Genomic DNA, 12,627 nt, shown 5'->3' with positions numbered 1-12,627 from the left:
AAAAACGGAACCGTGTTTTATGGTTCCGTTTTTGTTGTCTGCTAGAAGTAATTAAAGTGTTATTGCCGATTTAATTGATTATATACGGCCTTGCAGAGGGATAATCGTTACTTTCTCGCCCACCTTGACGGTGTCTACCGACGGTGAAATTTCAATCAAGCAGTTGGCCTCGCTCATCGAACGCAAAATTCCAGAACCTTGTTTACCAGTAGTTTTCACTTCGAGTACACCTGATTCATTCATGGTAAAGAAACCACGGCTAAACTCAGTTCGCCCTTGTCTTGAACGTAATTGCTCTGTCGCAATAGCATTTGCTTTGACAGGAACCCAATCAAGCTGCCCTTGAAGTTTACGAATGGCAGGCTCTACAAAATTGATGAAAGAAACCATAACTGCTACTGGATTACCCGGTAAACCAAAGAATGGTTTATTTTCTATTTTCCCGTAAGCGAGTGGGCGACCTGGTCGCATGTTAATACGCCAGAAATTAATCTCACCTAGTTTGTCTAACGCAAGTTTGATGTAATCGGCATCACCAACAGAAACACCGCCAGAGGTCAGTACCATGTCGGTTTCTAGAGAAGCGCTGTGCAGAACTGCCATCATCTTCTGCTCATCATCTTCAATAATACCGTAATCAACAATCTCACAGCCTAGCTTTTGCAGCATGCCCATGATGGTGTAACGGTTAGAATCGTAGATAGAGTTAGGCTGTTGAGCATTGCCTGGATCTTGAACTTCGTCACCGGTAGAGAAAATACCTACTTTGACTTGTCTGCGAACCGAACATTCGCCAAAGCCAAGTGATGCCATCATTCCCATTTCTGGTGCTTCAATTCGAGTGCCAGCAGTGAAAACAGGTTGACCAATACTAAGGTCTTCGCCAGCCATACGCACATTTTGTCCGTGAGATATTTTTGCTTCAGGGAAGCTTACTAGCCCATCTTTTTCAATAGCTTGCTCTCGCATTACAACAGTATCTGCACTTAAAGGAGTAGGTGCACCTGTCATGATTTTTACCGCTTGACCCGTTTGTAACTCTTCATCAAAGCTATGCCCAGCCATGACTTCTGCCACAATCGTATAGCTTTCACGATCTAAGTCGTCTCCACGAATAGCATAACCGTCCATTGCAGAATTGGTATGCTGTGGAACATTAATTGGTGAAACAATATCTGAAGCTAACACTCGACCATAAGCTTGATTAATCGCGACTTTCTTGGTGAGACTAACATTACTAATTGTCTCTAAAATCTTCTGCTGCCCTTGAGGGACACTAAGCCCAGCAGGAGAGAAAGAATCACAACAGACGATAGGTTCAGACGTCTTTTTTTCAGAGCAAGATTGAGTTTTGTTCGAGTCGTCATTCGGCTGAGTTAAGTTAGATGCATCAGCTTGAGAGTTTGTGTCAAATTTAAAATCAGCCGCGTATTGAATTACAAAGTCACGAATTGAATCGAGATCATTGATCGATATTTGGGGTAGGGGTGATTCCACATGTGTATCGGCTGCAATCGCAATGATGTTGTTATCATTTGGGTAAAGCCAAGGTTTGCCGGCTTCATGTCGGTTCAGCTCAATTTTAGGAAAGGCAATATTCTTACAGCCTTCAACTAAGATAAGGTCAAGTTTAGCGCTATCAAAGCGTGTAAGTAGGTAATCAAACTCAGCTTCCGCTTCTGGTGTTTCTGTCATTAGAACATGACGGTTACGCGAAGCAATCAGCATTTGGTTTGCACCGGCTTTACGAAGGCGATAACTGTCTTTGCCTGGCTTATCAACATCAAAATCATGGTGGGCATGTTTTAAAACGCCCACTTTCAAACCAGCTTGGGTCAATAAAGGCAATAAAGCTTCGAGCAGTGTTGTTTTTCCTGTGCCACTGTAGGCTGCGAAACCAAGTAGAGGTAGGTTAGGACGTTGTTTTGAATCATTCATTATTGGAGAGTTCCAAAGTGTTGTAGTTCTTCTGGCGTATTAAGATTAACAAAGCAGTTTGGTGAATCACTAAAATCAACAAACTCAGTGACACAATCTTTATAAAGTAGAATGATCTTACGATCACCACGTTGAAGAAATGCTTCTAATTTAGGAAGTACGCGTTTATGGAATAATGTAAAGACAGGCTGTTTGAATTCACCATCATGGGCAACCAAAATGTCGCTGTCTTCTTTCACTTGTGAACAGAAACGTTCCACTAAATCACCGTTAATTTGTGGACTATCACAAGGTACGAAACCGACCCAATCGGTGTTCGCAGCTTGTAACCCTGCATGAATACCGCCAAGTGGACCTGGGTAATCTGGGAATGAATCTGAGACAACTGCAGCAAACTCTTGGTAGCGATCAATATTGCGATTAGCATTAATCACAATGGAATCTGTCTGCGTGGATAGTTTGTCGATGACGTATTGAACGAGTGGTCGCCCGTTTAACTCAACAAGGCCTTTATCTTTTCCACCCATGCGGCTAGCTTGACCGCCCGCTAAAATAACCCAACTCGTTTGTGTGGGAAGCAACATAAAGATTCTCTTGTGCTTGTTTGAGTTAACGCTATTTTCTAATAGCTTAATTATGATCGTGAACGGCAATTCTAAGCATGATCATTTTTATATGAATTTACACTGCTCGGAATGTTGTACTTGCATTAATACTAGACCGTTCTGAATTGGCTGATCCTAACATAGAAGAAGGCTCAGACACGACTTGCAATAACGGGGATTCAGTCAAGGTATTGTCCTTGATCCACCATTGTTTCTTACATAAATCGGTCAGAGCATTAGCTTGGTGGCTAGTTATCACTAAGCTTGCTCCTCTCTGTAACAGGTCTTTTGCCATAATGACCAATCGCTCAATAGATTCTTTATCCAAAGATGCACTTGGCTCATCCATTAATAGAATCGAAGGTTTTAGTATCCAAGCGCGAGCCATGGCAACACGTTGACGCTCGCCTCCTGATAATACTGAAATGTGTTCATCAGAAAGGGTTTCTAACCCTACCATTCTTAGCGCATTGATAATTTGCGCTCGCTTATCTTTTGGACTCTCTTTCGAGTAACGAATACCGTAACCAACATTCTGATAAACCGTTCCATCAAATAAGTAAGGAGTTTGGTGCAGGTAGATAACGTCTTTAAACTTCGCTTTTGGAAATAGAGCATGTCTCCATGTGGTGTTGGTTGTTGCTATTTTCCCGGATGAAGGTTTAGTCAATCCTGATAAGATTTTGAGCAGGGTGGTTTTACCAACGCCATTATCTCCTTTTAGGTAAATGGCGTCATTAGGACCAATAGTTAATTCAGGGATATGGAATAAAACACGCTCTTTATAGCGCATTGAAACTTGCTGCGTTGTTATTGTAATACTCATACAGCGTTCCTAAGTTCTTAGATAACCTTTTCCTCTCACACTGGAGAGAAAAAAGTTAAGAGCTAAAGCTAAAGCAAGCAGAACCATGCCTAATGCTACACCTTGTGCAAAAGCGCCTTTGTGGCTTTCCATCGCTATTGCTGTTGGAATATTCCGAGTCATACCCATGATGTTCCCGCCTACCATCATCGAACAGCCCACTTCTGTGACTATTCGAGAAAATGCTGCAATCACCGCCGCTAATAAAGGAAAGCGAGTTTCCCAAATTAGTGTGCTTGCCACACGAAACGTAGAAACGCCAAGCGTTCTGGCGGTTTCTACTGCTCGTCGATCGCTGGCTTGTAGAGCGCCATGCATCATAGAGACTAAAATCGGAAAACAAATCAGCATTTGCCCCAAAACCATCGCTTGTTGAGTGAAAAGCATTTGCCAATCACCCAAAGGTCCAGAGCGCGATAGCATCATGTACAATAACAACCCAATCACAACTGTTGGTATGGCTTGTAGAGTATTGATGATAGATAGCATTGCCCACTTTCCCGGAAAGTTGGTATAAGCCAATATGAATGCCATCACGATAGCTGGAATGATCACTAAAGAAATGGAAGAAAGTGACACGCTAAAAGACACGGCCACAATTTTCCAAAGTTCATGATCAAAGCTAACTAAAAGGTTCAGCGCATCAAGCGTGGTTTGCCATAAGGTCATACTTAGTCAGCACTTGCCGTAAACAACTGCTTTCCATGCAGTTTAAATTCGTTAATTAACTTTTGACCTTTAGGGTTCACTAACCAGTCGCTGAATACTTTTGCAGATTGGTAATTGATGGTTGGGTATCGCTCTGGGTTCACGAGAATCACTTGATACGGGTTGAACAGGTTTTTATCGCCTTGGAAAAGAACCGATAGCTCTAATTTGTTTTGGTAAGCAAGCCAAGTACCACGGTCTGTCATCGTGTAACCTTGCATTTCAGACGCCATGTTCAATGTCGGTCCCATACCTTGACCAACAGAACGGTAGCCACCGAAGTTCGGTTCCATTTTTGTTTGCGCCCAAATGCCCATTTCTTTTTTATGAGTGCCTGAATCGTCACCACGGGAAACGAACATTGCATTGTTATTTGCGATGGATTTGAATACTTCAGCTACAGATTGCTGTGAGTGGATCTTCGCTGGGTCAGCTTGTGGACCAACGATAACAAAATCGTTATACATAAGCTTACGCGGGAGTACACCATAGCCTTTTTCTACAAAGTTAGCTTCAGCTTTAGGAGCATGAGTCATAACTAAATCAACATCACCGTTTTGTCCCATGCGTAGAGATTTGCCCGTACCCGCTGCGATGACATCCACTTTAATACCTGAATCTTTTTCAAATTCCGGCAGTAAGAAATCTAGAAGACCAGAGTGATAAGTACTGGTGGTGGTAGCAAGTTTGATGTGCTGAGCGTCTTCTGCGCTGGTTGCGGTATAGCTAACGATAGATAGCGCGGCAATAGTAAGGGGGAGTGCTTTCATTATTGTGTCCATTTAATGCTAGAAACTGACGATATAAAACAAGATGACTATACCCTTAACTTCTACAGGGTTATGTGCGACATCTTGTGCTTTGTAATTTTTATAAAAATAATCAATCGCATGTACTGATTTATCTCTAATAAGCAATCTTGATGCCACAAGTAAACTACTGACAAGCTGTGTAAATTAGCCTCTATTGGGGTAATTATGTCGAGTAAATCATGACATAGGACAAAATGTCGCATATTGAACCTGTTGTACTTAATTTTAGTTGGTACACTCTGTCCCATTCTAAGTTAACAGCGTATTCAACATGTCTCCTCAACATCAGAAAGCTCCTCATTCAATTTCAAATCCTCAAAACTTTTCTCAGTACCAAGCATTCTCTGTTTTGGTGGTTGATGATGAAGTCGGGATGCAAACCATTCTGAAAAAGGCTTTAGGTAAGTTCTTTGGCAGAGTGGAAAGTGCAGGTTCAGTCGAAGATGCAGAAGAATTACGATGTAAAGAACATTTCGATCTGATCGTGTTAGATATCAACCTGCCTGGGCGTTCTGGTATTGAATGGGAAGAAGCATTTAATGACTCGGATAAGCGTGCAGACGTTATTTTTATGACGGGATATGCGGACTTGGAAATGACGATTTCAGCTTTGAAGCTAGGAGCATCTGATTTCATTCTAAAACCATTCAATCTCGAACAAATGATTCAAGCGGTTTTACGCTGTATGGATAAGCGTTTAGAGCAAAGAATGCAATATGCCCTAAAGCGAGATGTAAGTAGGCACATTACTACCGAGATCATTGGTAGCTCTGACAAAACCAAACAGCTGAAACAATTGATTACTCAATTTGCTCCTTCAAGAGCATCCGTTTTGATTGAAGGTGATTCCGGTACTGGTAAGGAACTTGTTGCGCGAGGCGTACATGAAGCCAGTAAGCGATCAGGACCATTTGTACCAATCAATTGTGGAGCGATTGCCCCTGAACTTCTAGAAAGCGAGCTTTTTGGTCATACATCTGGGGCATTTACTGGAGCGAAGAAGAATCGGGAAGGTTTATTTAGAGTCGCAAGTGGCGGCACTTTATTTTTAGATGAAATAGGAGAAATGCCGTTAGCGATGCAAGCTGCCTTGTTAAGAGTTTTGGAGCAAAGAACGATTCGACCGGTTGGCAGTGAAAAAGAAATTTCTGTGGATGTAAGAGTTGTTGCGGCGACAAACCGAAATCTGCAAGAAGAAGTAACGCAAGGTAATTTTAGGCGCGATCTTTTCTACCGCCTGAATGTACTAAAAATTGATGTTTCACCACTGAAAGAAAGAACGTCTGATTTACTTGAATTAGTGCCGTATTTTACTCGTATGCTTTCCGCAGAATTGGCAATGCCGGAACCCGACTGGGCGCATGAAGATATTTTAGCCATGAATGAATACGATTGGCCGGGCAATATTCGTGAACTAAAAAACCTCATTGAAAGGTGTATCTTATTAGGTAAACCGCCTGCTCATTATTGGAGAGAAATTAATGGTGAATCGACTCCGACACACGTTTCAGTGACGGTGTCACATGGGGCGGAATTGCCTAACATGACGAACCAAGACAGTGTGGAAGGTTATCCGAATGATTGGACTTTGAAAGAAGTGGAAAAAGCACATATCGAGCAGTTAGTCAGCCACCACGATGGCAATAAATCAGCAGCGGCACGTGAACTCGGTGTTGCTCGTAAAACATTAGAACGCAAATACAAAGAATGGCAACTTGAAGGCTCTGAATATGCCGACTAGCTTGAAATTGTTTCGTCTTGCTAGTTTAGGTAAGTGGAAGTTTAGATTTAAAACCATGGTGCGTTATCGCCTTTTGTTTCTAACTTCTGCACCTATCATCTTAACGTTATGTGCATTAGTCGCGATAACTCTGTATTGGTCGGTTCATTATACTTGGCAAGGGGCGCTGGTTGATGTGTCTGAACGGCTTGATGTCGCGGATAACAGTATCCATTTGATACAAAAGCAACAAGCATACAATGTAAAGTCATTCGCAGAGTCCTATGACTTTCGAACTAACTTGAATGAACTTTTAAGCTCAAGCGAAGTGAGGTCAGTTGAAGTAAGTGCCAGTAAACTCAATTCAACAATATCAACCCGCATAGGAACAATAGAAGGTAACACAAGTGCTGAAGCCTCAAAATCTGAGGAATTTGCTCAATGGGTATCAGAGAACAAGTCACGATACGAACTGGATTTTCTAGATTGGAAAACCGTTAAAACTGTTGAAGACAAATGGAAGTATCTTGATCTAACTCGTAAAGAGTCGTTCTTTGACGTATTAGGTGAAGATGAACTTGATGGCTTAGATGTTGATCTGGCAAAACGTGCTGAAGTGCCCTTATTGAATGGAGATAGCATAGAAAAAAGAGGGCTTGTTAGCCGCACTGTGCTTCCAATTAAAAATGAACATGACGATATTATAGGGTTTCTTGATGGTGGAATTTTATTAAATAACAGTACAGGTTTAGTCGACCAAATTCGTAACTTAATTTACCCAGTTAGTGAAGGTTCTATTAGACGAACGGGAACGGTAACCGTTTTTCTTGATGACTTACGCGTAAGCACCAATGTTCCATTAAATAGCGATGATAAAGCTGGTCGGGCAATTGGTACTCGAGTTTCCCATGATGTTCATAGCAAAGTCTTGAATCGCGGTGAAGAGTGGCTTGATAGAGCTTATGTTTATGATGCTTGGTATATCACGGCTTACCAACCCATCCTCGACCAATACAATAATGTTATTGGCATGCTGTACACGGGATATTTGATCTGGCCTTTGATCGAAACCTACTTGACCAACTTAGGTGAGATAAGTATTACGATCATTATGCTGCTGCTGGTGTCTGGTTTAATTGTTTATCGCGGTGCGCGTGACCTTTTTAATCCAATAGAGCGCATTCATAAAGTCGTCAAATTAGTTCATATGGGTCAAGAAAAACGAATTGGCGCACTAGGTTTGGATGATCAACATGAACTGACTCAACTGGCTAAACAGTTCGATAAGATGTTGGATCAGCTATATCAACGTAACCAGGAAATTCAGCAAGCTGCCATTCAGCTTGAATGTAAAGTTAACGCGAGAACTGCAAGCCTAAAAGAAAAAACAGAGCAGTTAGAGCACCATATTACGTTGTTGAATCAAGCTAGAGATACGCTGGTGGTTAATGAGCGCTTAGCTGCTTTAGGGGAATTAACAGCAGGAATTGCTCATGAGATAAATAACCCAACCGCAGTTATTTTGGGCAATGTAGAATTAATGAAGTTTGAGCTAGGGAGTGACACTAACCGAGTTGATGAAGAAATCACCGCTATAATGGAGCAGATTGATCGTATCAGGAATATTACACGAAGCTTATTACAATACAGTAGACATGGCGGAGTACAGGACGAAGTGACTTGGCAGCACATTAACCCAATTGTTGATGAGAGCATCACTCTAGTCAAAACCGGAGCGAAAAAGAAAGGAATTACTTATGTCTCCGATCTAAAAGCGAAAACTTCGGTGGAAATTAACCGTAACCAACTTCTTCAAATCTTAGTGAATCTTCAAATGAATGCGATTCATGCAATGGATGGGCAAGGGGCTCTAACTGTCTCCAGTGAAGACTGGATCGAAAGTGGTATTGCATGTGGTGCGATTATTCATGTAGAAGATCAAGGCTGCGGGATCAAACCTGATCAATTAAAGAGAATCTTCTCTCCGTTCTTTACGACAAAACGCGATGGAACTGGTCTTGGGTTGTCTGTTTCTCAAAGTATTCTCAGCCAGACAGGTGGTGAAATCAAAGTAGAGTCTAAAGTCGGTGAAGGGAGCCGGTTTAGTGTATATCTACCGAAAAAGTCCGAACCGCAACTATTAGTCTCTAATTTATGAGTAATTAATAAAATTAAATAATGGTCAGAATTTAAAGGTAAGCTTTGCAATCTAAGTTTTCGTGTGCGTAGGTTGACGAGCTTATCTTTTTACTTATGTAACGCTATGTATATTTTCAAATCATGATTCATATCATCTGAGTTTTATAATTTTTTGTTAGATTGATTCCAAATTATAACTAAATATGAATGACGTCAGACATGAAATTAAGCAACCTTTCTATTAAATCCAAATTACAGTCCATTGTTTTTTTATCCGTTATCCTACTTGTCGCAGCGTGTGCTTATAACCTTTTTGTCCAACGAGCTTCTTCTCTAGAGGAGAGAGAAAGTAAATTGAGTGCTCAAGTTGAAGCCGCTGTCAGTTTAGCACAGCATTACTATGCTCAACGTGATCTAATGGGTAAAGAAGCCGCTCAACAACAGGCTCTCCAAGCTATCAAATCAATTCGTTATGACAGTTCAAACTACTTTTGGATTCTTAATCAAGAGCTAAAAGTGGTTATGCACCCTTTGAAGCCTGAATTAAATGGTAAGAATGCAAATAACTTTAAAGACGGTGCGGGTAAATTTCATTGGCGTGAGATGGTTACCATAGCGAAGACTCCTGAACAAAAAGGTTTTCTTACTTACCAATGGAAAAGTCCTGAAGGTGATCTAAAAGATAAAATATCTTATGTGCAGTTGTTTCCTGAATGGAACTGGATCATTGGATCTGGAATTTTAGTGGCTGATATCCAAGAATCTTTTTACGCCTTAGCTATTAAAGAAGCTTTAGTTGCTACTTTTTTTGTTGGATTGTTAGTAGCAATGGGCTATGTCGTGTCACATAACATTCTTATCCCATTAAATCGGTTAATAGAAAATACTCATAAAATCGCTGAAGGTGACCTGCGTGTACGTATGAATATGTCACGTAAAGACGAGCTCGGTGATATGAGTAATCAAATTGATAAGATGCTGGATAAGCTTCAAGGGACACTACGCACTGCAAACGAATCTGCGATTCAATCGAGCTCTATGGCAAGTAATATTGCGCAAGCGAGTGAAGAAGCTGCCACTAGCGTTAATTCTCAGCATGCACAACTAGAGTTACTATCTACGGCAATGACTGAAATGAGTGCGACTATTTCAGATGTAGCTAACAATGCAGAAAACACCGCGGATAGCACGAACCGAGTTGTGGAACATGCTCAACGTAATGACCAAAACATGCGTGTGACCTCAGAAACGATTTCCCATGTTTCTGAAAATATTTCAACTGCTAATGAGTTGGTTCAAGACCTCCAATCAGGCGTCGCAGAAATTAGCCAAGTTGTCGGTGTTATCCGAGAAGTCTCAGAGCAGACAAACCTTCTAGCGCTGAATGCAGCGATTGAGGCGGCGAGAGCGGGTGAACAAGGGCGAGGCTTTGCTGTTGTTGCCGATGAGGTTCGTAACCTTGCGAGCCGAACGCAAAATTCTACCAGTGAAGTTCAACATACTATTGAGAAGTTAACTACACAGGCTGAACGTACATACAGCGCGATGCAAAGCAGTAATGAAAAAGTAGATCAAAGTGTTGAGGTGTCAGACAAAACTCGTCAGCAATTGGATCTAATTGTCGATGAGTTAAATAACGCTAATGACATGGTGTCACAAATTGCGGCTGCATCAGAACAACAAAGCGCAGTGGCAACAGAAATGAACCAAAACGTTACTGGTATTCATCTTGCGGCGAATGAAGTGTTACAAGCTTCTCAGTCTCTTGCTGAAGACAGTCAGCAAATGGCTAACACTACTGAGCACCTTGCTGATCAATTGAAGTACTTTAAAGTGTAATATCTAGTTTAGTTAACACATATAAAAAACACTCTGTTTAGCAGAGTGTTTTTTTGTATATGGCACTTGATATAACTGACTTTATTCAGGATTTTGAGATGAAGACGATTGCCCAATAATGAGTTCTCGTAACCACTTATGGCTTGGATCATTATCAAAGTGTTTATGCCATAGTAATGCGCAGCCGCCGTCTTTAAGCTCTAAAGGTAATTTTTTAGCGATAAGTTCATCACTAGCCTGGAAAGCGCTTACCGACGATGAAGGGCAACACATAAACAAATCACTTTTGGCGCACAGTTTCATTGCGCTGTTTATGTCAGACATATTTACAGCAGTGTTAACCTTTTTATGATCTAAGGAAAGCACCTCGTTTAATAACCAACGATCCATTCCGCCGATTTTTAATTCTATATGTCGGTAGCGTAAGAAGGTGTCTAAGTTCCATTCTTCTTTTAATGCAGGGTGATCCTTACGCATTAAGCACCGGGAACTGTCTTTTGTAAGTTCCACATAATTTAATTCATTCGGAATGTTCAGATAATGTTTTTCACTTCGATTATCCCATTCGAAAATCCCTAAACCAAAATCAACCTCACGTCTTAATAGTCGATTAATACTATTGTCACTCCAAAGTTGATTATGCACGGTAATACTCGGTGCTTGTTCAATAAGTGATGGCATAAAATCTAGAAATATTGAAGAGTAAGCGGTTTCACATAAATCAAACTGGAAAGTTCGTTTACTGTGCTTAGGCTTAAAGTCTAACGGAATAGACAATTGATCCAATTGCTTAAGAATTTCAAAGATTTTTGGTGCAAGTGATAACGCTTTCGGTGTTGGGTTTAAATGAGTAGCTTGTCTTTCAAACAATGGATCATCAAATGTCTCCCTTAGTTTAGCCAGTTGCTTGCTCACTGCAGAAGGACTTTTATACAAACGCTCTGCCGCGGCAGTTACGCTTTGCTCTTCAAGTAACACTGCCATTACACGTAATAAATTGGCATCAAAGTTCTTCATAAACAACCTTTATCGTTACAGGTTTTGATAGTTCGCTGGCTGATAGCCTATTAGTAGATAGCTTATTACTTGATAGTTTACGGTCCTTCATTAACTGGCACTCACGGCTATTTTGGGTGGAATGATATTGTGTTTTTTGAACTCTTTCATCACTCGTAATGTGATGTCAGTTTCGAATAGTTTTTCATAAGCAGTGTCTACTACATAAGCTTTGCATGTTAGCTGAATGGCTAAGTAATTATCAGTAATGGTTTGTTTTACCAATACAGTAACAGGTTTAGGTAAGTGTATGTAACGGCTAGAAGAAGCGGCTTCTTGAATTAAATCCCGAGCTAGAGTGATGTCTTCATTCATCCCTACATAAAATGGAATGACCACTTGCATGTCTAAGGCACCATAGTTACCGCTGGTGGTCACTTCATTTAGGAATTTGTTGTTTGGAATAGTAATGATGTCATCATTTAATGTTCTCATTCTTACTGAACGCAAGCCAATCGTGATGATGTCGCCGTAGTTACCTTCAAATGTTACTCGGTCGCCGACTTGGAAAGGCCTATCAATCATGACGGTCAAACCGGCAATGAATGAAGCAGCGAGATCTTTGAGAGCGAAACCGACGGAAACGGCTAAGGTGCCACCAATAAGCGCAAGGATTTGATCGTTAATCCGAAAACTCATCATAAAGACCACAAGTCCAGCCGTCATATAGATAAAGAATTGTAGGAATGATTGAACTTTTTGCAGCATCATCCGGTACTGAGCGAATTGACGACCAACGCTTTTAACCATTGAATCCATAAATTTAATTAAGATCCAAGTAGCTCCAATAACAAGCACTGAAAGCAATACTCCACTCCAACGAATTAGGCTCGCAAATTGCTGGATATTATCTGCATTGGTAATTTCTTCTGCTGCAGATGCATTAGCTATCAACAAGGAATTCGTTAGCAAGAAGAATGTGATTATGCTAATTAGTTTTTTCAT

General features: G+C 40.9%; 10 protein-coding genes. 3 read left to right on the top strand and 7 right to left on the bottom strand.

Going from position 1 to position 12,627, the window contains the following annotated elements:
• Positions 1-78: 78 nt before the first annotated feature.
• From OCU78_RS07370 to OCU78_RS07350, 5 genes are all read right to left on the bottom strand, one after another.
• The gene (locus OCU78_RS07370) at positions 79-1,938 is read right to left on the bottom strand and encodes a bifunctional molybdopterin-guanine dinucleotide biosynthesis adaptor protein MobB/molybdopterin molybdotransferase MoeA (protein ID WP_137373191.1); all 1,860 of its coding nucleotides are present in this window, start codon (positions 1,936-1,938) and stop codon (positions 79-81) included.
• Positions 1,938-2,522 (bottom strand): molybdenum cofactor guanylyltransferase MobA, encoded by a 585-nt coding sequence (gene mobA / locus OCU78_RS07365; RefSeq protein WP_137373192.1) that lies wholly within the window; start codon positions 2,520-2,522, stop codon positions 1,938-1,940. Before mobA ends, OCU78_RS07370 begins: the two co-directional genes overlap by 1 nt.
• A 97-nt stretch (positions 2,523-2,619) precedes the next feature.
• Positions 2,620-3,369, bottom strand: a complete 750-nt coding sequence (locus tag OCU78_RS07360) for an energy-coupling factor ABC transporter ATP-binding protein (protein ID WP_137373193.1) — start codon at positions 3,367-3,369, stop codon at positions 2,620-2,622.
• Between the two features lie 9 nt (positions 3,370-3,378).
• Positions 3,379-4,077, bottom strand: coding sequence for an ABC transporter permease (locus OCU78_RS07355; protein ID WP_137373194.1), 699 nt, complete (start codon positions 4,075-4,077; stop codon positions 3,379-3,381).
• Between the two features lie 2 nt (positions 4,078-4,079).
• On the bottom strand, positions 4,080-4,886 hold the full coding sequence (locus OCU78_RS07350) for a substrate-binding domain-containing protein (protein WP_137373195.1): 807 nt from the start codon (positions 4,884-4,886) through the stop codon (positions 4,080-4,082).
• A 313-nt stretch (positions 4,887-5,199) separates the two neighbouring features.
• Here OCU78_RS07350 and OCU78_RS07345 point away from each other — a divergent pair, with 313 nt between their 5' ends.
• From OCU78_RS07345 to OCU78_RS07335, 3 genes are all read left to right on the top strand, one after another.
• Positions 5,200-6,669 carry a sigma-54-dependent transcriptional regulator gene (locus OCU78_RS07345; RefSeq protein WP_137373196.1) on the top strand — a complete coding sequence of 490 codons (1,470 nt, stop codon included), beginning with the start codon at positions 5,200-5,202 and terminating at the stop codon, positions 6,667-6,669.
• Positions 6,659-8,806, top strand: a complete 2,148-nt coding sequence (locus tag OCU78_RS07340; RefSeq protein ID WP_137373197.1) for a sensor histidine kinase — start codon at positions 6,659-6,661, stop codon at positions 8,804-8,806. Before OCU78_RS07345 ends, OCU78_RS07340 begins: the two co-directional genes overlap by 11 nt.
• 200 nt (positions 8,807-9,006) lie before the next feature.
• Positions 9,007-10,626 (top strand): methyl-accepting chemotaxis protein, encoded by a 1,620-nt coding sequence (locus OCU78_RS07335; protein ID WP_137373198.1) that lies wholly within the window; start codon positions 9,007-9,009, stop codon positions 10,624-10,626.
• A gap of 81 nt (positions 10,627-10,707) precedes the next feature.
• On the opposite strand, the gene OCU78_RS07330 is transcribed toward OCU78_RS07335, so the two are convergent.
• Positions 10,708-11,643 carry a LysR family transcriptional regulator gene (locus OCU78_RS07330; protein WP_137373199.1) on the bottom strand — a complete coding sequence of 312 codons (936 nt, stop codon included), beginning with the start codon at positions 11,641-11,643 and terminating at the stop codon, positions 10,708-10,710.
• A gap of 90 nt (positions 11,644-11,733) precedes the next feature.
• Entirely contained in the window at positions 11,734-12,627 is an 894-nt protein-coding gene (locus OCU78_RS07325) for a mechanosensitive ion channel family protein (protein WP_137373200.1), read from the bottom strand.

The sequence above is a fragment of the Vibrio gallaecicus genome (assembly GCF_024347495.1).
Classification (GTDB): Bacteria; Pseudomonadota; Gammaproteobacteria; order Enterobacterales; family Vibrionaceae; genus Vibrio; species Vibrio gallaecicus.
Note: the sequence above shows the minus strand (reverse complement) of the source record. Positions and strands in the feature narration are given on the sequence as shown.

What these genes read in the sequence shown, in the direction of transcription:
- OCU78_RS07370 (WP_137373191.1), bottom strand. Translation starts at nt 1,938, where the DNA reads ATGAATGATTCAAAACAACGTCCTAACCTACCTCTACTTGGTTTCGCA.
- mobA (WP_137373192.1), bottom strand. Translation starts at nt 2,522, where the DNA reads ATGTTGCTTCCCACACAAACGAGTTGGGTTATTTTAGCGGGCGGTCAA.
- OCU78_RS07360 (WP_137373193.1), bottom strand. Translation starts at nt 3,369, where the DNA reads ATGAGTATTACAATAACAACGCAGCAAGTTTCAATGCGCTATAAAGAG.
- OCU78_RS07355 (WP_137373194.1), bottom strand. Translation starts at nt 4,077, where the DNA reads ATGACCTTATGGCAAACCACGCTTGATGCGCTGAACCTTTTAGTTAGC.
- OCU78_RS07350 (WP_137373195.1), bottom strand. Translation starts at nt 4,886, where the DNA reads ATGAAAGCACTCCCCCTTACTATTGCCGCGCTATCTATCGTTAGCTAT.
- OCU78_RS07345 (WP_137373196.1), top strand. Translation starts at nt 5,200, where the DNA reads ATGTCTCCTCAACATCAGAAAGCTCCTCATTCAATTTCAAATCCTCAA.
- OCU78_RS07340 (WP_137373197.1), top strand. Translation starts at nt 6,659, where the DNA reads ATGCCGACTAGCTTGAAATTGTTTCGTCTTGCTAGTTTAGGTAAGTGG.
- OCU78_RS07335 (WP_137373198.1), top strand. Translation starts at nt 9,007, where the DNA reads ATGAAATTAAGCAACCTTTCTATTAAATCCAAATTACAGTCCATTGTT.
- OCU78_RS07330 (WP_137373199.1), bottom strand. Translation starts at nt 11,643, where the DNA reads ATGAAGAACTTTGATGCCAATTTATTACGTGTAATGGCAGTGTTACTT.
- OCU78_RS07325 (WP_137373200.1), bottom strand. Translation starts at nt 12,627, where the DNA reads ATGAAAAAACTAATTAGCATAATCACATTCTTCTTGCTAACGAATTCC.